19 protein-coding genes are annotated in these 21,793 nt (G+C 54.4%); 13 read left to right on the forward strand and 6 right to left on the reverse strand.

All coding sequences use genetic code 11. From position 1 onward, the window contains the following. Positions 1–14 precede the first annotated feature (14 nt). From V3C19_RS08610 to V3C19_RS08635, 6 genes are all read left to right on the forward strand, one after another. The gene (locus V3C19_RS08610) at positions 15–740 is read left to right on the forward strand and encodes a glycosyltransferase (RefSeq protein ID WP_240042793.1); all 726 of its coding nucleotides are present in this window, start codon (positions 15–17) and stop codon (positions 738–740) included. Positions 741–904: 164 nt separating this feature from the next. Continuing rightward, positions 905–1,303, forward strand: coding sequence for a hypothetical protein (locus V3C19_RS08615; protein ID WP_130084525.1), 399 nt, complete (start codon positions 905–907; stop codon positions 1,301–1,303). Between the two features lie 6 nt (positions 1,304–1,309). Beyond that, entirely contained in the window at positions 1,310–1,810 is a 501-nt protein-coding gene (locus V3C19_RS08620; RefSeq protein WP_295876421.1) for a hypothetical protein, read from the forward strand. Between the two features lie 277 nt (positions 1,811–2,087). Further along, positions 2,088–2,684, forward strand: a complete 597-nt coding sequence (locus V3C19_RS08625) for a hypothetical protein (protein WP_154301946.1) — start codon at positions 2,088–2,090, stop codon at positions 2,682–2,684. A gap of 234 nt (positions 2,685–2,918) precedes the next feature. After that, positions 2,919–3,350 carry a hypothetical protein gene (locus V3C19_RS08630; protein WP_154301945.1) on the forward strand — a complete coding sequence of 144 codons (432 nt, stop codon included), beginning with the start codon at positions 2,919–2,921 and terminating at the stop codon, positions 3,348–3,350. A gap of 211 nt (positions 3,351–3,561) precedes the next feature. Then, positions 3,562–4,263: a glycosyltransferase gene (locus V3C19_RS08635; protein WP_295932391.1), complete on the forward strand. Its 702-nt coding sequence runs from the start codon at positions 3,562–3,564 to the stop codon at positions 4,261–4,263. A gap of 473 nt (positions 4,264–4,736) precedes the next feature. On the opposite strand, the gene V3C19_RS08640 is transcribed toward V3C19_RS08635, so the two are convergent. The 5 genes from V3C19_RS08640 to V3C19_RS08660 form a co-directional block, all read right to left on the reverse strand. Further along, a complete protein-coding gene (locus V3C19_RS08640) occupies positions 4,737–5,195 on the reverse strand; it encodes a hypothetical protein (protein ID WP_302389329.1) in 459 nt (152 codons plus the stop codon). Positions 5,196–5,503: 308 nt separating this feature from the next. After that, on the reverse strand, positions 5,504–7,096 hold the full coding sequence (locus tag V3C19_RS08645) for an FAD-dependent oxidoreductase (RefSeq protein ID WP_295932387.1): 1,593 nt from the start codon (positions 7,094–7,096) through the stop codon (positions 5,504–5,506). After that, positions 7,093–8,160, reverse strand: coding sequence for an agmatine deiminase family protein (locus V3C19_RS08650; RefSeq protein ID WP_238623855.1), 1,068 nt, complete (start codon positions 8,158–8,160; stop codon positions 7,093–7,095). The genes V3C19_RS08645 and V3C19_RS08650 overlap by 4 nt, the downstream gene beginning before the upstream one ends. Position 8,161: 1 nt before the next feature. Continuing rightward, complete coding sequence (locus V3C19_RS08655) at positions 8,162–8,557, reverse strand: Minf_1886 family protein (RefSeq protein WP_130084532.1); 396 nt, start codon at positions 8,555–8,557, stop codon at positions 8,162–8,164. A gap of 64 nt (positions 8,558–8,621) precedes the next feature. Beyond that, positions 8,622–9,908, reverse strand: a complete 1,287-nt coding sequence (locus V3C19_RS08660; RefSeq protein ID WP_130084533.1) for a serpin family protein — start codon at positions 9,906–9,908, stop codon at positions 8,622–8,624. A gap of 123 nt (positions 9,909–10,031) precedes the next feature. On the opposite strand from V3C19_RS08660, the gene V3C19_RS08665 reads away from it, so the two are divergent. The 5 genes from V3C19_RS08665 to V3C19_RS08685 all read left to right on the forward strand — a co-directional run bounded on the left by V3C19_RS08665 (position 10,032) and on the right by V3C19_RS08685 (position 16,154). Further along, on the forward strand, positions 10,032–11,354 hold the full coding sequence (locus V3C19_RS08665; protein ID WP_149874198.1) for a PDZ domain-containing protein: 1,323 nt from the start codon (positions 10,032–10,034) through the stop codon (positions 11,352–11,354). A 39-nt stretch (positions 11,355–11,393) separates the two neighbouring features. After that, positions 11,394–12,689 carry an AI-2E family transporter gene (locus V3C19_RS08670; protein WP_130084535.1) on the forward strand — a complete coding sequence of 432 codons (1,296 nt, stop codon included), beginning with the start codon at positions 11,394–11,396 and terminating at the stop codon, positions 12,687–12,689. Between the two features lie 19 nt (positions 12,690–12,708). Then, positions 12,709–14,289, forward strand: coding sequence for an arylsulfatase (locus V3C19_RS08675; protein WP_130084536.1), 1,581 nt, complete (start codon positions 12,709–12,711; stop codon positions 14,287–14,289). Positions 14,290–14,308: 19 nt separating this feature from the next. Next, entirely contained in the window at positions 14,309–14,803 is a 495-nt protein-coding gene (locus V3C19_RS08680; protein ID WP_130084537.1) for a hypothetical protein, read from the forward strand. Between the two features lie 130 nt (positions 14,804–14,933). After that, positions 14,934–16,154 (forward strand): ferrous iron transporter B, encoded by a 1,221-nt coding sequence (locus V3C19_RS08685; protein WP_330937075.1) that lies wholly within the window; start codon positions 14,934–14,936, stop codon positions 16,152–16,154. Between the two features lie 291 nt (positions 16,155–16,445). On the opposite strand, the gene V3C19_RS08690 is transcribed toward V3C19_RS08685, so the two are convergent. Then, positions 16,446–18,755, reverse strand: coding sequence for a hypothetical protein (locus tag V3C19_RS08690; RefSeq protein WP_295932382.1), 2,310 nt, complete (start codon positions 18,753–18,755; stop codon positions 16,446–16,448). 393 nt (positions 18,756–19,148) lie between these two features. Between V3C19_RS08690 and V3C19_RS08695 the strand changes: the two genes are divergently transcribed. Then, a complete protein-coding gene (locus V3C19_RS08695) occupies positions 19,149–19,526 on the forward strand; it encodes a hypothetical protein (protein WP_130084540.1) in 378 nt (125 codons plus the stop codon). Positions 19,527–19,643: 117 nt separating this feature from the next. Then, complete coding sequence (locus V3C19_RS08700) at positions 19,644–21,785, forward strand: DNA gyrase/topoisomerase IV subunit A (protein WP_238623856.1); 2,142 nt, start codon at positions 19,644–19,646, stop codon at positions 21,783–21,785. Positions 21,786–21,793 lie beyond the last annotated feature (8 nt).

The raw sequence follows: 21,793 nt of genomic DNA on the forward strand, positions 1-21,793 counted from the left end.
TCTTTGTGAACTGCATGACCTGGCTCTTCGGCAAGGAGAAGGAAGCCATGAGCCGGGGAGACATCGCTCTGTTCCTCTACCAGAACGACAAGGTCAGGCAAAGCATGGCGCCCCGCCTCCGAGCCATCAACGACGATCCTGCCATCAGCTTCATCACCTTCCGCCCGTACTTCGACTCCTCCGCCTTTCCCTACGTCGCCGACAGGGCGTCCGACTGGTTCGGAGCCGGGCATATCTCCCGGCAGGACGAAGACAAGTTCAGCAAGGATACGTGGCGCATCTACGAACACTTCGCCTCCCCCGTACCCAAACGCGGAACCTTCCTTGGCTTCGACGCCCGTAGCGCGGCTAAAACCGGCAAGCCCCCCGACTGGGTGGAGAGCTTCCACGACCAGAAATCGCTCTCCCAGCAGGAGTTCTACCGCCGCTGCCACATCGTGCTGCAACCGACGGACACGACGGAGAACTGGCCTCGCATCGGCTTTGAAGCCATGGCGAGCGGCAGCGTGCTGATTGTGGACAAGCGGGGCGGCTGGGAGCAGATGATCGAGCACGGGCGCACCGGGTGGCTGTGCGAAAGCCCCGGCGACTTCATCGCCTGCGCAACAAAGATGGCGTGGGAGCCCCACTACCGGGAGGACATGGCCGCCGCGGCGCGGGAGCGCGGGCTGGCGTTGGGCGGGCTGGAGGCTTCCCAGGAAAGCTGGCGGCAGGTGTTTGACGTGATCGAAGAGCTCTGAAGGCTGTTGTTGGGGGGCGCTTCCTTCTTCACGTAGTAATTATCCGGCTGGATGGGATGAAGAAGGATCAGGTTTTGGAACCCTATTCCATGAACCGACGAGATTCCAGGAAAAGAGAAAACTCCAAGCGTGACAGCACCCCTGAAAAAGGGTATAAAAGGTAGATGAACAACAACCCACAGGGGATTTTGTCTTCTGACCGAGTTGGCACACGTAATAATATTCTTCAGCCGCACGATATAGCTATCGGCCATTTTGGAAAGAAACAATTCCCTAAACGTTCTGATAAATGGGCTCTTCCATTTGGAGCTAAAGTCATTGTTTGGCCTAAAGGAGAGTCCGCTTTTATGGGTACGGTTTCCGATGTAGAAGCGTTTAATAAAAAACATCCCAAAAAAGCAGGCCCTGGTGATTGGATTGATATTTGGGATCCGGAAAAAAGCAGGAGGAATATAACGACAAAAGGCGTAATTATTATTGAGGTTCCTTATTGCGAGCCTTGTCCATCTTCCTTTTCGGAACTAACAATGGATATGATCCCTGACCGTAGTCATTACGCATAAAGATTTATGAAGTTCATTTCTATTATCGTTTTTTTTGTTTTATTATCTCATAATTCCTATGGTTCTACATTTACACATGAATTATTGACGAGTAATAAAAAGATTGGACTATCCGATTCTTTGTTCTATCTTAAAAAAATAGAATCATTGGACAGTTATACAAATGAAAAATCATATGAAGGGTACGTAATATTTTCTAAAACTGATGACTCATTTCAACTTGTCCTTGAAAACAACATTAGAAGCTTTACTATTTATTTGTCGTCTTTAGATAATTCGCATTTTGTTATCTGTAATAATTTCGCTTCTAAAGAAAATATACTTACAATTTATCAACTATTGGATAAGGAGCCTTATCTGAAAAAGATATATCAAACCCCGGAAAGTAATAACGACCGCGTTTCTTGGGAGGTCTATGAATGGAAGAAAGACCACATTATCTTAAAAAGTAATTCTGAAGAAGGTAAATCAGACAAAAAAACCATATATTTTCATAGTACGAAGTAAGCTTTAAAGAAAAAGGGCGTAATAATATATATCTACAAAATGCGGTTGTTTCTTCGGCGGTGTTTTTGGAAAACTGACCAGTTCGCAGCTCAGTTCTCCACTTACCGAGAAATTGACTACCGCCGCAAATAAGGCGGCTACTAATATTTCTTCAGAGGTAGGAACATTTCTAATTGAACTAGGAGATCAAGGAGCTGATGCCATGGAAAGACAAAACAGAAAATATGAATGTTTCAAATAAGAAATTCAATTAAATCCTCAATCTAAGGGCAATGGAATGAAGAAATGGTTGCTTCCGTTTTTTGAAACGTTTATGGTATTTATCTTCTTAGGATGCTGCTTAGCTATACCTATTATTTTGATAAAAATATATGCCGCATCATATTTTTATATTATAGAAAAAACTCACATGTTTGATTTTCTTTTTTCAATATCTAAAGATGATCGATTTTGGGTTATTGTAGTTATGCTTTTAGTTCCTATTTCTCCGATTTGGTATTTTGCATCCAAAGAGTTGTTTTATCAGTATGAAAAAAATTTAATAAAATTTAAAAAAACTTCATTAGGTGTTACGCCACAATGCCCAACTTACAATTTCCTTGGTCGAATTGGTTACTTTAAAAAAATAATCATTTATAAATTGATTGGGAGAACATATCTCTTTTGTAGGCGGATTCTTTCTATATTATTCGTTCTTTTTCAAACGTGTATGTGCTTGATGGCATTTATTTACTTTTCTGAAAGTAAAAATTTCAACGAAGTCTTTCATACATCATCAGAGAGTTTTATAATACATCTCGTTATCAATTATACACTTATAACATATTTAACTCTCAAAGGCATGGTGCGTGCAGAACGAGAAATCTTTACTTAATATGCAAGAAAAGAGAAGAGTATTGAGTAAAAAGCGTAAAATGTTCAACGAACGAAACATTAGTTTTAAACTTGAATTACTCAATTCTTTGTTTAGAAGATTGCGAGAAGTCTTTACAAAATTACAGACAATAAGCACATGAAAATACTTGTTTTTTTATTTTTTCTAATGTTTAGTATAGTTATTCATGCCTCCCCATTAGTATCCGAATCACGGCCTGTTAACAGGATACTCATGATGGAGAAATTTGCGAAAGAAGCTCAACTTCAGCTTAATACTCAAAGTCATGGAAAATCCTTTGAAGAAGAACAAATAAGGAAAACATGGTTAAAAGATCAATTAGAACCTCAGATCGAAGCAATAGTTGACGATGTGAGCAAGCCTTGTGATCTTTATATTATGGCTATTATTCTGCAAGAAGGATATGCTGAATTTTTCACATCATTGCGTGACCAGACGATGTCGCGAGCGCTGGAGTATGTAGTAATGCGTCTCGCGCAACTAGGTACGGAAGAAGCCTACAACTATTTCATTCGGCTTAAGAAGTTTTATGGCAGGGATGGCGGAGAAGCGGTTAAATATCGCATTCTTGAGTTTAAATATTTAAAACAATATTCGAAGGATCCCCGAGTGCTTCAGGCAAAGTCCGCCAACGAATTTATTTAGATGAGAAGATTCACGCTTCTGGGAGATTCTATGCTCAACTATGACGGTTCTCTACATCGTCGGCTTTCCTTCCCTCTATGGCGGGGCGGGGGCGGAGCTGTATCATCAGGTCAGGGTTTGGGAGACATTGGGGGTAACGCTCCACTTCATCCCCACTCAAAAGAACGTCCGGAAGGCTGCGCTCTATGGCGAGATGACGGAGCGCGGCCACATGATCCACGACGCTTACGACTGGTCGGTCATTCCGGAAGGAGCGCCCGTCATCAGCTTCTGCAATGAAGACTTTCTCGCCGCACTGCCCGAGATTCGCAGAAGGACGCGCCGGACCGTCTTTGTGAACTGCATGACCTGGCTCTTCGGCAAGGAGAAGGAAGCCATGAGCCGGGGAGACATCGCCCTGTTCCTCTACCAGAACGACAAGGTCTGGCAAAACGTGATGCCTCGCCTCAGAGCGTTGAATGGCGATCCGTCCGTGCGCTTCATGACCTTCCGCCCGTACTTCGACTCCGCCGCCTTTCCCTACGTCGCCGGCAAGCCGCCCGACTGGGTGGAGACCTTCCACGACCAGAAAGCACTCCCCCAGCAGGAGTTCTACCGCCGCTGCCACATCGTGCTGCAACCGACGGACACGACGGAGAACTGGCCGCGCGTGGGCTTTGAGGCGATGGCCAGCGGCAGCGTGCTGATTGTGGACAAGCGGGGCGGCTGGGAGCAGATGATCGAGCACGGGCGCACCGGGTGGCTGTGCGAAAGCCCGGGCGATTTCATCGCCTATGCCAGCAAAATGGCATGGGAGCCCCACTACCGGGAGGACATGGCCGCCGCGGCGCGGGAGCGCGGGCTGGCGTTGGGCGGGCTGGGGGCTTCCCTGGAAAGCTGGCGGCAGGTGTTTGACGTGATCGAAGAGCTTTAAGCTGCTGAGCGCGTATCTTCTTCACGTGGTGATCATCCCCGGCAGGATGGGGATGGAGAGGGAGCGAGCCTGCCGCCCTATTCCATGAACCAACGGATTTTCCTGAAAAGAAGAAAACTCAAAGCGTGACAGTACACCCGAAAAAGGATAAAAAAGGCGGATAAACATGGACCCGGAAAATCGAGGGGAAAAACCGCCACCGGAACATTTTCATAAGGCTACAATACACGCCTCCCTGCCCGCGGGCAACAGGATTCCTTCCCCCACTTTCCGGTTTGCATTATCGGGCATCCGCCACGGCACCGCTTTTTAACAGGAAAGCACCCCGGTTCTGATGCCGTTTCCCGGTTTGCGGCACATTTTTATTCCTCCACTTTTTCCGGCATCACTATTTTTCCGGATTCCACCCCGTCTTTCAAGTGCCGGAATGCCTGGATGACGGATTCCAGCTTTCCGTCACTTTCGGAGCCTATCTACCTCCCCATCCAGTTCATGATCTGCTGGTCCAGGTCTTCCATGCCGTATGCAGCCAGAAAAGCTACTATTTCAGGTTCTTCCGGATCAAATGGTTCCGGCTTCATCTGCTTTTTGCCCGCCAGCATGTCCTTCACTCCCTGTATTTTGTCGTTCATCAGCTTCTGGAGTTTTTCAGGGCACGCTTTCAGTTCCTTTTCCGGGAAAACCTTCAGCATGAGAGGATAGATGTCCTCCTCCTTCCCGATGCGCCCCTGATTTTCCATCACGGGAATAATGGCGGACAGATAGAAGAGCACGAAGAATTTGCGTATGGCCGCCCGTTCACCCTCCATTTTTCTTCCTTCCTGCGTTTCCAGATCCACGTTAGGCATCGCCAGAGCCGCCACATCCTGAGACATGCAGGGCAACGACGCCAGCGCACAGCACAATAACAGGGGAGTTGGAAATGTCTTCATGATTCATACTTGGACACCGTAACGATCCAATCGTTCGGAAACCTGCCACCTTACCTTTTTCTTTTTTATTTTACGTTTCTAAAGATCCGTCTCCGGGATTTTTTTAAAAAGAACCATCTTCCGGCAAGCTGCCTTCGAAGAGGTTTTTCCCATGGCCTCCCGTATTTCCGGAAGGACCGAATATTGTCCGCAGGCCGTTGCGGGAAAACAGATACGGAACACGCCACAGAAGATGTTCATTACAGGAGGATTAGAATAGAAAACATGCTTTTTTCACATCACCCGGCCATACTTTCCGCAGGAATAATTCAGTCCTGCATCTGCCGCGCCAGGGCTTCCGCGCAACGGCGACCGTCCAGAGCGGCGGAGACAATGCCTCCAGCATAGCCGGCGCCCTCCCCGCACGGATACAGCCCTTCCAGTCCGGGATGTTCCAGCGTACGTTCATCACGGGGGATGCGCACGGGAGAACTGGTACGGGTTTCACAGCCTATCAACTGGGCCGATTCTCCGGCAAATCCGCGCCATTTATGATCAAACATCCGCAACCCTTCCCTCATGCGCCAGACGATTTCCGCCGGGAGCAGTTCATGAAGGGGATGAGGTATAATGCCCGGGTGGTAGCTGGTTGGAAGAAGGGAGGAGGACACGCGCCCTTTCAGAAAGTCAGGCACTTTTTGGGCGGGAGCCTTCTGCATGCCTCCTCCGGCGCGGCAGGAAGCCGTCTCCAGGGCTTTCTGGTAGGCCACGCCCGCCAGCACGCCGTGCTCCCTGCGGAAGGACTCCGTATCTTCCGGATGCACGCTGACGACAAATCCGGAGTTGGCAAAAGGAGAATCCCGCCGGGCCAGGGACATGCCGTTGACCACCACTTCATCATTTTCCGTGGCAGCCGGCACAATGAATCCTCCGGGGCACATGCAGAAGGAGTGGACTCCCCGGTCCCGAATGGTGGCGGTGACGGAATAGCGCGCCGCCGGGAGCTGGTTCGACCGCTTTTGGCCCGGGTTCAAATGGTACTGCCTGGCATCCACAAGCGTCTGCGGATGCTCAATGCGCACGCCGACGGCAAATGGTTTCTGCTCCAGGACAAGCCCGTCCGCCAAAAGCATGCGGTACACGTCGCGGGCACTGTGCCCGGTAGCCAGCAGAACGGCGTTTGCTTCAAATTCCCGGCCGTCCGCACAAGCAACTCCGCGCACGCGGCGGCCGTCTGCGGAACGGAGCAAATGCTCCACCCTGGCGTTGAAATGGATTTCCCCGCCCGCCTGGAGAATGGATTTCCGGATGGCCTTGACAACATTGGGCAGCAGGTTGGAGCCTATGTGGGGATGGGCGTCCGTCAGGATTTCCCGCGGGGCGCCATGAGCCACAAATGTCTCATAGACATCCCGCACGGGGCCGCGCTTGGTGGCGCGGGTAAACAGCTTGCCGTCAGAAAACGTGCCTGCTCCCCCCTCCCCGAAACAGTAGTTGGAGTCCTCAATCACCCGGCCCTGCCTCATGATGGGCGCCAAATCAAACCGACGGGAGGAGACGTCTTTTCCCCGTTCCAGCACCACGGGCTTGACGCCCAGTTCCAGACAGCGCAGGGCGGCAAACATTCCGGCAGGGCCAAATCCCACGATCAACGCCACTGGAGCGGCGCCCCTGACAGGGGGGTAATCCCGGGAAGGCAAGTGTTCCGGCGGCAACGGCTCATCCACGCCTGCCAGCAGCCGCAACTGGAACAGGATTTTCTTCTGCCGGGAATCAATGGATTCCTTCACCAGGCGAAGTTCCCGGATGCGCGAAGGAGAAATGCCCAGCCTGGCAGCCGCAGCGGCGCGGCGCGCCTTTTCATCCCCCGCCTTTTCCATTGGCAGGATCACATCCACCATGACGACGCCGTCTCCACTCATGGAGCCTCCTTCCGCGGTTTGGGCTGCTGCTGCGTGATGCAGTGGATGGCGCCCCCTTCCAGGACCAGCTTGCGGGCATCCAGGCCCACTACCTGTTTTCCGCTGAAACATTCCCGCAGAATGCCCAACGCACGGTCGTCATTCCGGGGCTGGTTGAATACGGGCACCACTACGGCATCATTGACGATGAGGAAATTGGCATAACTGGCAGGAAGCTGTTCCAGCCGCCAATCCTCCATCCTGAGCGGTTCCGGCATGGGGAGGGGAACGATTTCCACCCGGCTGCCGTCCAAACATCTCAGGTCCTGCAAACGTTCGTTATTTTCCGCCAGAGCGCGGTAATGGGGGGAGGACGAGTCCGGCTCCACGATGGATACCGCCGCATCCCGTGCGACGAAACGCACCATGTCGTCAATATGGCCGTCTGTATCGTCCCCTTCAATGCCGGAGCCCAGCCAGAATACCGTGTGCACACCCAGCATGCGCCGCAGTTCCGCCTCAATCTCCGCGCGGCTCCAGTCCGGATTGCGGTTGGGATTCAACAGGACGGCTTCCGTCGTGATCAGCAGACCGTCTCCATTGCCTTCAATGGCTCCTCCTTCCAATATCATCCGGGAGCTGCGCACGGGAAGCTCCAAGGAAGAGCCGACCATGGAAGGAATGCCGTTGTCCAGATCCCAGGGAGCGAATTTGCCGCCCCATGCATTGAACTGCCAGTCAGCCAGCATCAGGGAACCGTCGCGCACATCCTGTACAAAGATGGGGCCGTGGTCGCGGCACCAAACGTCATTGGCGGGGTGGTTGAAAAGGCGGAAATGTTCCTCTTCCACTCCGGCTTCCTGCAAAATCTGCCTGATGGCCGGATGCAGAGCCTCCGCCGCATTCACGCACACCTGCGCATGCGGAGCGATGGTGGCGGCCACAAGGCCGTACATCCGCTGCAATTCGTCCAGGCCGCCCTGCCACAAATCCCCGCGGTGCGGCCAGGACAGCCAGACGGCATCCTGCGGTTCCCATTCGGCAGGCCAGCGTACATCCGGTTCCATTGTCACGGAGTTCGACATGTCAGTTAGTCTGTTCCTGAAATTCGTAAGGCTCTTCAAACGCCTTGCGGAAACTCATGAATCCCTTGAAGTCGTCCAGGGAATCTTCCGGCTGTTTGGAGAAGACATCCTCTTCAATCAATAAAAAGACCATTTCCCCTACATGACCGCCGTTCCGTATTCCCCATTCCTTAAGCACGGTAGAAGCCATGGGGCCGAACTGGCTCAGGGCATAGTCCCGGAATCCCTCCAGCAGTTCCTGCCCGCTGACGTGGCGCTGCGCGCCGTTTTCCTGCTCTTCTATACGCTGCATGGTGAAGTCCAGGGCTTCCTTCAGAAAGAAATACGCCCTTTCCGCAAAACGCGGGTCTTTCTGCACAATGCGGCTCACGGCCTCTTCAAAGGTGGGGATCGTCATAACGGCTCCGCTCCACCCTATACGGGCCCCTGCGAAAATCAAGATTTTTGGGAGCACGCAAACTTCATGACTTTCCTTCCTTCCTCTCGTATTCCGGTCCTTCATATGTCCCTATGAACAGCACGGCCCTGTCCTCCGGACTGTAAACGAGCCACAGGAAGGGACGGTTGAATTCTATCTCCGGCCCCTTGCCGCGGGGAGGAGGGCCGGCAAAAGGATCCATTGCCCCGGAGGAGGAAACGGATGCCTCCAACCCCTCCTCCCGCACCCTGATCGCGCACTTCTGATACACGTCATGGATTTTCAACGGCTGTCCCGCGCAGCTCCCCATCCGTGAAAAATCGGCGCGCTCGTTAAACGCGTCTTTCATTCCCAAAGCCTCCAGAGCTTCCTTCATGGAGAGCGTATGGGAAGACTGGGAGAAACGGGGCAGCCGCAGATGATATCTGGCATATTGTTCCAGGGGAGGCGCGCCGGGTTCCCGCATTTTTTCCACGGCATGGCGGGCGGACAAGGAGGACAGGATGCCGTTCCATTCCTCTGCCGCCAGCCCGGCTATGAATTGCTTCAGCCTGCGTCCATCCGGAGGGAGGACGGCCATGAAAACGGGTGCACCCTTTCCGCCGGCGAAAAACAGGGAGGCCCCCCGCACGCCGTCCTTTTCATAATACATTCCTCCCTGCCGCGGCCAAGATCCTCCTTCCATGAAAACCTGCTGTTTCATCATGGGCACCTTGCAGGATGTGCCGTCTTCCCGGAAAAAAGTCCGCGGCCTGGTATCCTTTCCTTCAAATTTACTGTCCCAAAACGCCCTCAAATACATGGCGTTCACCAGCACAAGCACTGTCCGGTCACTCATCTGCCGCGGATTCAGAAGATGCCTGATGCGGTTTTCCGTGTTCCTTGCCGCCCAGGCGTTCACCTGCCGCACGGCTGCCGCCGTATTTTCATGGAAGGGAGCCAGAACTGCACCGTCCGCCCCAACGGCCTTTTTATAGGCGTCTTTTAGTTCTACGGTCCGGTCTGCAAAAATGCGGTTGGCGGAATAACAGCGCAGCAACCGCGAAAAATCCTCCGACAGAAAAGTCCAGTCCTTCCTGATTGCCCCGTCTCCGGGCAATACGGCCGCTATCTGCCTTTCCGTCTCTCCCGCCGCCCCAGGAAGCGCATAACGAAGAACTTCATACAGGGAAAAAGGAGAAACCATGACGCTGCCGCCGCCTTTTTCCACACACGCCTGCAGCAGGCGCAGCTCCGGAGGGGCGGAAACGGGGGGAGCCGGAGACACCGGAACCTCTCCCCATGACAAGGGCGCCAAAAGGAACGCATACGCCAATATCCTGAATATCATGTTCCTACCCTATCAAACTGTCGTCCTGTTGCAAGTCTTACGGACCGATGCCGTCAAAAAGCTTCATAAGCAGGAAGGAAACCTTGCCAGCCTCTGATGTTTTTGTTATGAATGGAATGCTTTATGTTCCGTTCCTCCATCATGCTTCTGGCAACCATGCTATGCGTTTCCTGCGTATCGCACCGGCCTATCCAGGACAGCAGTTCGCCGCCCATCGACGCAGCCAACCCGCTGGACGGCACTCCTGTAGCCCTTGCATGGAGCTCCTCAACCCAGTTGATGATGGGGGTGGATACGGGGGCGGTCCAGACTTCACTTCTTTTTTCACCGGCGGTAGAGTCCATCGGCGCGCGTCTGCGCGGCCGGGGAGCCATGCGGACGGCCAATGTCCCCATTTCCCTGAAGCAGAATGGAGAGCCCATTTCCAGAAAGCAGGATGTGGTAATGGTGGACCAGGCACCCTACGACGGATTGCTGGGATGGGAATGCATCAGGAAGTATGTCTGGAACATTAATTACCCCAAACGTTCCCACCGTTTTTTCAATAAACTGCCTTCCAGAATACGGTCCTGGCACAAGCTGGCCCTGATTCCGGGGGCCGATTATCCGCAAATTGCAGACAAACACGGACGCCGCATCATTCTGGACACGGGAGCACCCCACGCTGTTTATATTTCCAAGAAACGCTGGAACGCCATCAAGCAGGCCTATCCGGATGCCTTTGTGAGTGTTTATTCCGGCTACAGTCCGGCGGCGGGCGGATTTTACGCCCACGAGTGCATGCATGTGAGCTCCTTCCAGCTTGGCCAGCTTGAGTTGAAGAATATTCTTCTTTGTGAGAGTTTCGCCAATCCGGAGGTGATGGGCATCCCGGATGACATTGACATCATCCTGGGCTACGGGGCGCTGATTTCCCGCCAGTTCTGGCTGGACGGACCGGGATGCGCCCTTTATTTCAGCTCCACCAGCCACCCGATGCCCGGGCCTTCCTCCTTCAACCTGATGGGGGGAACCTTCATTCAGGACCGGAACGGGAACGGCCCCATGAAGGCCTTTGTGGCCGAGTGGTCCCCGGCCTGGAACGCAGGTCTGAGAACGGGCGATGTCCTGGTTTCCATCAATGGCCGAAAGAATCCCTATCCCGACCTCGTAGAGTATGTTACCACTCAACGCGGAGCGCAGGCCTCCGTCCTGGTGCAGCGCAAAAACAAACTCGTGTATATTCACTGGAAAGTGCCGGCCGCACCGCCCGCCGGGGACTATCATCCCACTCCCCAGGCAATCACGGAACAGGAATTCGAGGCCCATGTGAAACAACAGGAAAAAAAAGAACAGGAACAATCGCAGCAGCCGGAACCGCAGCAGACGTCTCCCAACCCATCGCTAAATCCGTCCGAATCTTCTCCGGCGCCAGGCAGGAAAACCGGGGATGCCCCCACTGCGTAACCCGGCACGTCCTTCAGCCATTTTCTCTCTACACGCGGCATGAACAAGCAGCATCAGAATTCCATCCATCGTCCGGCCGCCCGCAGCATCCCTTCCCCTTTCCAGAGAAGAATCTGCTGGTATGCCCTGACGGGAGTTTCCTTTCTGGTGATGCTTGGCATCGCCGCCTTTGTCATTTTTGAAGTGGTGAAGCTGCTGGGGTTTCTGGAACCCGTTCTTCTTCCCATCCTGATCGCCGCCGTCATTGCCTATCTGCTGGAGCCCATCGTCTCCTGGCTTGTACGCCGCCGGTTTTCCCGGCCCTGGGCCGTCATTACGGTTATGGGTGCAGCTCTAGCCATCCTGGTGGGATTCGGTGCTACCATCCTGCCGCCGCTTATCCGGCAGACGGATGAATTGATCGACAACCGGATGGAACTCTGGAACAAGACCTCCGAGCTGATTGATTCCACGATTGAGATTCCCTTCATTTCCCGCACCATAGACAGCGTTTACAAAACCAGCCTGAGAGAGTTGAACGCCGGCAATTACGCGGAAGAGGAAGAGCAGGAGCTCAGGAACGCCCAGACGGCCCGCGAAAAACTGGGGGCTTACATGACCATCAATTCCTCCTTCTACCAGGAAAAACTGATGACCTGGCTCACGTCCGGCGGACGTGTCCTGTACAGTTCCATTGGGATCATGGTCAGTATCCTGATCACGCCCATTTTTGCCTTTTATTTTCTTTTGGAAGCTGATAAAATTAAAGAAAAATGGCCCAGTATCCTTCCCCTCAAAGCTTCCAAATTCCGGAAGGACGTGGTGGACACAATGGAGGAAATCAACGGCTACCTGATTTCCTTTTTCCGCGGTCAGATGCTTGTGAGCATCATTGAAGGCATCCTGATCGCCATTTGCCTGAAGCTGGTCGGACTGCCGTATGCCGTCACCATCGGCGCGGCGGTCTGCGTGCTGGGTATCATCCCGTATCTGGGCATCATCAGCGCCTTTATTCCTGCGGTACTGCTGGCCTGGTTCACGTGGGGGGATTTCCAGCACGTCCTGATCGTTTCCGGCATTTTCCTGGCCGTCAACCAGTTTGACGGATGGATCATCCAGCCAAAAATCGTGGGGGATTCCGTGGAACTCCACCCGCTCACCGTCATGTTTTCCGTGCTGATCTGGACGCTTATCCTCGGCGGCCTGATCGGCGCCCTGCTGGCGGTGCCCCTCACGGCAGCCATCAAGGTTCTTTACAAGCGGTACATCTGGCAGAATTCCAGCATGCGCCCCATGACGGAACCGCCTCCACCGCCACATTCACCTCCTTCTGAAGAATCTCCTGCATTATCCTAACAACACACAACAACAAACCATGTACAAACCCGCAATACACCTCATGCTGACCCTGGCCGCGGCAACCGCCTGCACGGCCGTGGCCGCATCCAAGATCAATCCTCCCAAAGCCATCGTCATGATTTACGCTGACGACCTTGGTTACGGAGACATAGGCTGTTATGGAGCCAAGGGGATTCCCACCCCTGCCATAGACAAGCTTGCCAAACAGGGCGTCCGCTTTACGGACGCCTATTCCACCACCTCCGTCTGCACACCTTCCCGGTATGCCCTGTTTACGGGGGAATATCCCTGGCGCAAGGAAGGCACGGGCATTCTGCCCGGAGACGCCGCCCTGATTATCGACACCAAGAAGCCCACGCTACCCAAGATGCTCCAATCCCACGGTTATAAGACCTACATGGTAGGCAAGTGGCACCTGGGCCTGGGAGAAAAGGGAAAAAAGATTGACTGGAACAAGCACATCGCCCCCAGCCCAAATGAAATCGGCTTTGATGAAAGCTTCATCTTCGCCGCCACGGGCGACCGCGTTCCCTGCGTGATTCTGGAAAACGGCAACGTCCGCAATCTGGACCCGAACGATCCCATTGAAGTGTCCTACCAGCACAACTTCCCCGGCCTTCCGAACGGGAAAGACAACAAGGACCAGCTCAAGCTCATGTGGAGTCACGGGCACAACCAGGCTGTCATCAACGGCATCGGTCGCATCGGCTTCATGAAAGGCGGCAAAAGCGCCCTGTGGAAGGATGAGGAAAACGCTGATGTGATCACGGACAAGGCCATTGAATACATCCAGAAAAGCGCCAAGGCCAAGGAACCGTTTTTCCTGATGTTCGCCACGCACGACATCCACGTGCCGCGCTGCCCGGAAAAACGCTTTGTGGGCAAGAGCCAGCACGGCGTACGCGGTGACGTGACCGTGGAGCTGGACGAATGCGTGAGCCGCATCACGGAAGCTCTGCAAAAAGCCGGCCTGGAAAAGGACGCCTTGGTGATTTTCTCCAGCGACAACGGCCCTGTGCTGGACGACGGCTACAAGGATTTCGCCATCCGGGACAATGCCACCCACTCCCCGGCAGGTCCTTTCCGCGCCGGAAAATACAGCATTCTGGAAGGCGGTTCCCGCATTCCGTTCATTGTCAAATGGCCCAGTGTAATCAAACCCGGAACCACGAGCAAGGCCCTGCTCAACCAGATGGACCTGGGCGCCTCCCTGGAACAGCTCCTGGAACCCGGCAAGTCCAATTCCTTCCGCGACTCTGAAAACGTGATGCCCGCCCTGCTGGGCAAATCCGCCAAGGGCCGCGATTACCACGTCATCAACAGCACCGGCAAGGCGCTGGCCATCCGCCACGGCAAATGGAAGTTCATTCCCGCCGGCGTAGCCATCCGCGACGGGCTCAACGGACTGGGAGCGAAAATGAGCAAGTCCCCGAAAGGCGGCAGCCTGTTTGACCTGGAAAAGGACCCAAAGGAACTCAACAATCTGGCCGAGCAGCATCCGGACATCTGCGAGCAGATGAAAGCCAAGCTGCAGGAAATCCGCCAAAGACCGGAAACCAAGGCCGACCTGGTGGATCTGCTTCCGCTGGACGACTAACAGCCCTTCAGCCTGAATCATGAAAGAATCCGCTACATGCGCCCTGTGCGGGCACGGATACGCCCACCCGGACGATCTGGACGCGAAAACCGGCATGCACTGTGCCTCATGTGGAGCGTTGATTTACGTAAAAACGGGGCTTCCCTTCGGGGAAGCCCCCACTTCCGCTTCCCTGTCGGGGCCGGAACTCCCGGCAAAAAAGACGGCTCCGCTGCCTCCCGTCAAAAGAAAAAACGTTCCGCCCGCTTCCGACCGAAACCCGGACACGCGAAGGCCTGTTGAAGAAATCCTCAAGCAATTGCCCGCCGGAAAAACGGGCAGAACCGTCCCCGCCGCATCTTGGATGGCGTGGCTGCTGTCCACGGCCTGCCTGGTTCTTGCCTTTATCTTCCCTTCCTACGGCAATGACTCTACGGACCCTCTGTACATGCTGCAGTGGCTGCCTACCATCATCTTTTGTTGTACGGCGGCCGTTCTTTTCATCCAGGGGCTGGCTGGCGCCACACGCCGCTGATTCCTGCGGAATTGCCTGCCGCCGTCCCAGTGTCCGACTCCGTTCCGGATTTTTATGCTTGCCTGTCAACTTAGGAGGCTCTAAGTTACCCCCGTAATTTATGGAAGGGGAGGAAGACGTCCGGGACAACATGTGGAGAGCAAGACTGGACGCCATACTGATGCACAAGGTATGGGGGGCGCTCATTTTCCTGGGCCTCGTTTATCTCATTTTCTTTTTGAGCTTTGCCATCGGCGACCCTCTCGTCAGGCTGATCCAGACGGGAACACAGATGTTCAGCATCTGGGCCTGCCGCTTGCTGGAACCGTGGCCCGGTTTGCAGTCCCTGCTGGGAGAGGGTGTCGTAGGAGGCGTGGGCGGCGTCCTGGCCTTCCTGCCCAATGTGGTTCTTCTGTTCGGCGCCATTACGGTGCTGGAAAACAGCGGCTACATGATGAGGGTCTCGCGCCTCATGAGCCGCATCATGAAAATCATGGGGCTGAACGGCAGCAGCTTCGCCCCCCTTTTGCTTGGGTTCGGATGTTCGGTTCCCGCCATTCTCTCCACCAGAAGAATTGAGGGGCGCAATGACCGCCTTGTCACCATCGCCATACTTCCCATGATGAGCTGCGCGGGACGGCTTCCCATCTACATGATGTTCGTTTCCGCCCTCTTTCCTTCCCATCTGCAGGCCACTGTCCTATTTGGAATTTATGCCGCCGGCATCCTGCTGGCCCTTTTATGCGCCCGGCTACTGAAAAACACCTTTTTCAAGACCGTGCAGAGGGACTCACCCCATCGCTTGAAAAAGCTGCGCATCCCCTCCCTGCGGAAAGTAGGCCTGCTCATGTGGTCGCGCGCCTTCATGTACGTAAGGAAAGCGGGCACCTTCATTCTCGGGGCTTCCATCATCCTGTGGTTCCTGAATACATATCCCAGGCCGGAAGAGGGGACTGTGGAAAATGCGGCCGCAGCCATGGAGCATTCCTATGCCGGACAAATAGGCCACTGGATGGAACCCGTCACCAGGGTGGCGGGATTTGACTGGAAAGTGAATTCCGCACTTTTGGGAGCCTTCGCGGCCAAGGAGATTTTCGTCACGCAAATGGGGATTCTCTACGCCGTGCAGGACGGAGATTCCGGTGCGGAAGCCCAGCAAACCCTGAACGCCCGGCTGAAAGCCAGCTATACCCCGCTGCAGGGCATCAGCATCATGATTTTCTGCCTGATTGCCCTGCCCTGCATAGGAACCGTAACCGTTGCCAAGCGCGAAGCCGGCACCTGGTGGTTCGCCCTGGCTCAATTCACTGGGCTCACGCTGATGGGCTTTGTGGCGGCTACCGTCGTCTATCAGGCGGGATTGCTGATGTAACCCCGGTGCTTTCTGTAAAAACAATTCCCGTCTTCTTCCGCGGAACACCCGGTTTTTCCGGGGTTGCCCATCGCCAGCCGCAACAAACGTCATCACTCTGGACGAACAGGAAAAGCGGCCCCTGTCCAAGCTTTATTTCCGGATTCCAGGCTGCCTCAGACGGAAGAAAAACGGAACGGGCACGCGACGGGCAATTTTCACAAGAGTTTCCTGAAACAAATCACGGGAAAAGAGAAAAAAAGAACCGGAAGGAGGCTTCCTTCCGGTTCCCAAACCAGTCTTAAACTGGATCTACATTGTCTTGATTACGGAAGACTCGTCATCGTCGTCCTTCGCCTTGCCGGCGCGCTTGACGGGAGCGGGCGTCTTCTTGATTTTCTCCAGAGCCTTTTCTACATCTGCAATGACATTGTCCTCACCGGCCTTTTCATTGGCCAAATCATTAGCCGCGTTATTCTTGGCTTCATAATCAGCCTTGGCCGCCGCATCGTTGGGATTATTCTTGTATTTGGCCTCCGCCTTCATCAGGGCTTCTTCCGCAGAGCGCAGCCGGGAATCCAGTTTATTGCTGTTTTCTTCCGCCGTCTGTTTGATGCGGCCGAGCAGCCGAATGACATAAGGCCTGTTGCTCAGCCTCTTGAACGCGGAAACCAGGAAACGGCGGCGATCGCTCGTCTTGGCGTCCGCAATCAGGGGTTCGAACAACTTGATGGTGGCGTTGTCGTCGCGATCACGGTCCACGGACAGCACGCGGAGAATGGAGTCATGCGCCTGGGAGCGCACGCGGGAGTGCAGGGACTCATCCTTCCATGCCCGGAACAGATAGGGAACGGCATCGTCCGTATTCCAGTCCCCCCAGGCCGTGACAATGACCAGAGCCTTCTTGGGGTCCTCCTTGTAGCTTTTTTCCATCATGTCCAGCACCTTGGGGTCTCCGGTACGGGCAAGAAGCCTGTAAAGGATCTTGAGATTTTCCTCCGGCATGCCCTGCTGGTACCGCAGCAGCTTGGAGGAGAGCCCGACGCGCTTGGCTTCCGGAGCCTCGTCAATAAGATAGCGCGCCGTACGGAATGCGGAAGAGACCAAGTCTGAAGAAACGTTTTTCTGCTGCAGAATTTTCATGACGTCATCCAGGTCGTCCAGCTTCATGGAAAAGCGCATGTACTGGAGCACCACGGCCTGCTTGTCCTGCACCTTCTTGTTCTTGCTGTCGCTGATGGAGTCGTACAAATCCTTGAGCAACTCGCGCATGACCGGGCTGGAGGACTTGGCCAGCAGCGTCACCATCATGGCGTATTTCTCCTTGCTGTAGTCGCGGACGTTTTTCTTCATGTCCCCGACCACCTGCCGAGCAATGTTGTCATCCATCTGGGCCATGATGGAAACCAGATGCGCCGCACCGGGCCAGTTGTCCCGGTGCCCCTTCACGCCTCTCACGTTATCCAGAAGCAGTGCGGCGTCCTCTTCATTGGGAACGACTTTCACATCCGGCACGCGTCCGAGGTTCCTGGAGTCAAACAGGCGGCTGCGCCCCAGCTTGGCGCCTTCCATCACCAATTTGTTCAACTGGGCGTTTTCACCTTCTACCTGATCCTTCTTGGCGTTGGTCTGCCAGGCGTAAATCCCCACGCCGCCAGCCATCAGAACCAGGGCGCACACGCCGTAGACGATCCCGCGAAGCAGGGATTTGGACTTGTCCACGGAGGCAGCCATTTCCCTGGCGTTTTCTCCTTCGGCAGGGGGCTGCATGCCTCCTCCCGGCAGGGGCGTCCCGGGAGAAGGCGCCGCGGACGCCGCCGGAACCGGACGAGAGGCCGGAGCGGCCACGGCGGAAGAAGCCGGAGGAGAGGCCACGGATGATTTTAAAACCTTCAGCTTGGGAAGAGCTCCCGCATCCGGAGCGGCGGGTGCGGGCGTCTCCGACGTTTCAACGGAGGCGGAAGGTGTTTTTAAAACTTTCAGTTTGGGAACGCTTCCGGCTGCCGGGACCGGGGCAGACTCCCGGGATTCCGTAACTCCCATATTAGGCTTTGCCGCTCCGGCAGCCTGAGCCAAAGCCACAGCCTGGGCTTCTGCAAGGGCCTTCTGGGCTTCCGCCACCTTTGCAAGGGCATCCTGTATCTGGGCATCCACCGAAAGATCAGCCAGGGGCTTGGAAGCTTCTTCCTGTTTTGCCTGTTCAGCTGCCAGCTTGGCCCGTTCCTCTTCCGCCGCCAAACGGGCAGCCTCCTTTTCCGCTGCCATACGCGCGGCCTCTGCAGCCTCCTGCTCCGCCTTGACTCTGGCGGCTTCCTTTTCCGCTGCCATTCTGGCAGCTTCTTTTTCTGCGGCAATACGTGCGGCCTCCTGTTCAGCAGCGACTTTTTCCGCAGCTATCCTGTCCGCTTCCGCCTGCTCCGCGGCACGGCGCGCAGCTTCTTCCTGCTCCCGGGCCAGTTTGGCCTGCAATTCCGGAGTCAGAAAACGCGGCTTGGCCACTTCCACGCCTTCCGCAGCGGGAGATGCGAATTTCACTTTGGGTTGTGCTGCAGGTGCGGCCGTCACCAAACGGCGGCGCATGGGCGCCTGAGGAGACGGCTGAGATTCGGGCTGATCAGTCATAATTGGAATGGAAATACTGAGAGATTGGGTTGAATTTACATGATCCGCCCTGGCCCTGCAACCTCAAAATCCGTAACCAACGCCCCCCGTTACATTCATTGAAACGCCCTCCGGAAGCATGGATGCACGGGTTCTCCAGGGCCGACAAACCATGAAGCGGACCAAAAATATCCGCCCGGGAAAAACCGTGCAATCAACAAGATTTTTTTCATGGATACATTAAGAACCATTAATTTTTTTAGTTACAAACAAGGCTGGAAATGTGAAAACCATGATTGAATCGTACATCATCCTTTAATTTTTCAAACAGTCTTTTAAATTATGTCAAAAAACATATTATTTTTCCTTGATCGCAAAGGCTGCATTTATTAAATATATGCCACTCGTCATACCATGAACTCCAACAATACAAAAAACCGTAGGCGTTATACGCCTGAGGAAAAGCAGGCCGTTCTTGATTTTATCGCCGAACGGAAAACGCAAAATAAAAGAGGTGCCCAAAAGGAAGCCGCCGCAAAATTCGGCATCAGCACGGTCACTATCTCCAGCTGGATTAAAGCCTCCAAGGTGAAGAGAGGCCGCAAACCCGGCACCAAAAATGCTCCTGTTGCCAAGAGCCAGCCCCTCTCTTCCGCACAGCCTGCAGATTTGCGCCGCTTGGCAGCCGTTCTGGAAGAAATAGCTGAACTTGAAGCTCAAACCGCCAAGCTTGAATCCCTCCGCGCTGAAGCAGACGACCTCAGGAACAAGATTACATCCAAATCAGCCTGAACTTTTACATCAATTTAATCCTACCGATAACCGGCCCTTCTTTCAGGAAGGCCGGTTATTTTTCTTTACGGAGATCGCACTTGCCCCTCCAGGACAAATCCTTTAATATTCCTCGCCGTGACTCAACCCGCCCACATCGCACCAGCGAGCCAGTCCGTGGAAGGCATGTATGCCGACTACTTTCTGGATTACGCCTCCTACGTTATTCTGGAACGGGCCGTGCCAAAAATCAATGACGGATTCAAACCCGTCCAGCGCCGCATCCTGCATGCCATGGACCGGCTGGATGACGGGCGCTACAACAAAGTGGCCAACATCGTCGGCGATACGATGAAATTCCACCCGCACGGGGACAGGTCCATCGCGGACGCCCTGGTAGGCCTGGGCCAGAAGAACCTGCTCATCGACACCCAGGGAAACTGGGGAAACATTCTGACGGGAGACCCTGCGGCGGCTTCCCGGTACATTGAAGCCCGGTTCACGCCCTTTGCCCGCGACGTGGTGTTCAGCCCCAAGGTCACGGAATGGCAGCTTTCCTATGACGGCAGAAACAAGGAACCCGTGAGCCTGCCCGTCAAATTCCCTCTTCTGCTCGCGCAGGGTGCGGAAGGTATTGCCGTGGGCCTTTCCAGCAAAATTCTGCCCCACAATTTCAACGAATTGATTGACGCTTCCATCGCCCACCTGCGGGGACAGGAATTCCAACTTCTGCCGGATTTTCCCACGGGGGGAATCATGGACGCCACCAATTACCGCGACGGGGAGCGCGGCACGGGCCGGGTACGGATACGGGCACGCATTCTTACAGAATCAAAAAAACTTCTCCGCATCACGGAAATCCCGTTCGGCGTCACCACGGAAATCCTGATTGACAGCATCGTTTCCGCCGCGGAAAAGGGGAAAATCAAAATAGCCCGCATTGAAGACAATACGGCCCAGCATGTGGATATTCTGATTCACCTGCCCGCCGGAGTTGATCCGGAACAGACCAAAAAGGCGCTGTTCGCTTTCTCCGCGTGTGAGGTCAGCGTCTCTCCCAATGCGTGCGTCATTGTGGAAGACAAGCCCCGGTTCATGCGCATCAGCGATATCCTGCGCTACAACACGGATGCTACCAAGGAAACGCTGCGGCAGGAACAGGAAATACGCCTTCAGGAACTTAATGCGGCATGGCATCAGGCCAGTCTGGAAAAGATTTTTATTGAAAACCGCATTTACCTGACTATTGAGGACTGTGAGACATGGGAGAAAGTGCTGGATACCATTGACAGGGAACTCCGGCCCTTCGCCAGGAAACTGCGCAGTCCCATTACCAGGGACGACCTGATCCGGCTGACGGAAATCAAAATCAAGCGCATCTCCAAATTCGACGCCTTCAAGGCCGACCAGCACATTCAGCAGCTGGAGGCCGACATCGACCAGACGCAGAAAAACCTTAACCAGCTTACCAGATTCACTATCCGCTGGTTTGAATCCCTCCGCAAAAAATACGGAGCGGCCTATCCCCGGAAGACGGAAATCTCCTCCTTCGGCTCCGTGAACCGGGCCCAGGTAGCCGTGGCCAATGAAACATTGTATATTGACGAAGAAGGTTTTGCCGGTTTCGGCGTCAAGAAGGGAAATCCCGTGTGCAAGTGCTCCACGCTGGACGACGTCCTGATTGTAGACAATGCAGGCGTCCTGAAAATCGTGCGCATTCAGGACAAATTCTTCGCCGGAAAGAACCCCCTCTATATTTCCATCATCAAAAAGGGTGACGACCCTGTCTTCAACCTGATTTACCGGGATGGAAAAGACGGCCCCGTTTATGCCAAGCGCTTCCGGATAGGCGGGTTCACCAGAGACAAGGAATATCCCCTGACACGCGGAACGAAGGGAACGCGCATCTTCCACTTTTCCGTGCATGAAACGGAGCAGGACAGTGAACAAATCAGTGTGAACGTTTATCTGAAAGCCGTCTTGAAACTCCGCAACCTGATCAGACCTTTCCATTTTGCGGACATGCGGATCAAGAACCGCGGCGCCCAGGGCAACATCATCACCAAGCATCCGGTGGAACGCGTTTCCCGCATCATGCCTGCGGCAAAAGCCGGCAACGAAACCGCGGAAGAGGAACCATCCGCACCTGCCGGCGTGCCGGAGCCTGCGGAAAACGTATCTGCTCCGGTAGAAAAGCCCCGGCCTCAGGATCAGGCTCGCCCTGCCCCGGATTCATCCGCGGAACCGCCCCTGGAGCAGGGCTCCCTGTTTGACGCCTGACACGTTTA

The sequence above is a fragment of the Akkermansia sp. AE01SA01 genome (assembly GCF_036417395.1).
In the GTDB taxonomy this organism is placed as follows: domain Bacteria; phylum Verrucomicrobiota; class Verrucomicrobiia; order Verrucomicrobiales; family Akkermansiaceae; genus Akkermansia.

Coding starts and splice junctions, on each gene's coding strand:
- V3C19_RS08660 (WP_130084533.1), bottom strand. CDS start 9,908: ATGATATTCAGGATATTGGCGTATGCGTTCCTTTTGGCGCCCTTGTCA.
- V3C19_RS08695 (WP_130084540.1), top strand. CDS start 19,149: ATGAACTCCAACAATACAAAAAACCGTAGGCGTTATACGCCTGAGGAA.
- V3C19_RS08620 (WP_295876421.1), top strand. CDS start 1,310: ATGAAGTTCATTTCTATTATCGTTTTTTTTGTTTTATTATCTCATAAT.
- V3C19_RS08690 (WP_295932382.1), bottom strand. CDS start 18,755: ATGACTGATCAGCCCGAATCTCAGCCGTCTCCTCAGGCGCCCATGCGC.
- V3C19_RS08635 (WP_295932391.1), top strand. CDS start 3,562: ATGATCCACGACGCTTACGACTGGTCGGTCATTCCGGAAGGAGCGCCC.
- V3C19_RS08615 (WP_130084525.1), top strand. CDS start 905: ATGAACAACAACCCACAGGGGATTTTGTCTTCTGACCGAGTTGGCACA.
- V3C19_RS08680 (WP_130084537.1), top strand. CDS start 14,309: ATGAAAGAATCCGCTACATGCGCCCTGTGCGGGCACGGATACGCCCAC.
- V3C19_RS08640 (WP_302389329.1), bottom strand. CDS start 5,195: ATGAAGACATTTCCAACTCCCCTGTTATTGTGCTGTGCGCTGGCGTCG.
- V3C19_RS08650 (WP_238623855.1), bottom strand. CDS start 8,160: ATGTCGAACTCCGTGACAATGGAACCGGATGTACGCTGGCCTGCCGAA.
- V3C19_RS08675 (WP_130084536.1), top strand. CDS start 12,709: ATGTACAAACCCGCAATACACCTCATGCTGACCCTGGCCGCGGCAACC.
- V3C19_RS08625 (WP_154301946.1), top strand. CDS start 2,088: ATGAAGAAATGGTTGCTTCCGTTTTTTGAAACGTTTATGGTATTTATC.
- V3C19_RS08655 (WP_130084532.1), bottom strand. CDS start 8,557: ATGACGATCCCCACCTTTGAAGAGGCCGTGAGCCGCATTGTGCAGAAA.
- V3C19_RS08685 (WP_330937075.1), top strand. CDS start 14,934: ATGTGGAGAGCAAGACTGGACGCCATACTGATGCACAAGGTATGGGGG.
- V3C19_RS08670 (WP_130084535.1), top strand. CDS start 11,394: ATGAACAAGCAGCATCAGAATTCCATCCATCGTCCGGCCGCCCGCAGC.
- V3C19_RS08610 (WP_240042793.1), top strand. CDS start 15: ATGACCTGGCTCTTCGGCAAGGAGAAGGAAGCCATGAGCCGGGGAGAC.
- V3C19_RS08665 (WP_149874198.1), top strand. CDS start 10,032: ATGTTCCGTTCCTCCATCATGCTTCTGGCAACCATGCTATGCGTTTCC.
- V3C19_RS08645 (WP_295932387.1), bottom strand. CDS start 7,096: ATGAGTGGAGACGGCGTCGTCATGGTGGATGTGATCCTGCCAATGGAA.
- V3C19_RS08630 (WP_154301945.1), top strand. CDS start 2,919: ATGATGGAGAAATTTGCGAAAGAAGCTCAACTTCAGCTTAATACTCAA.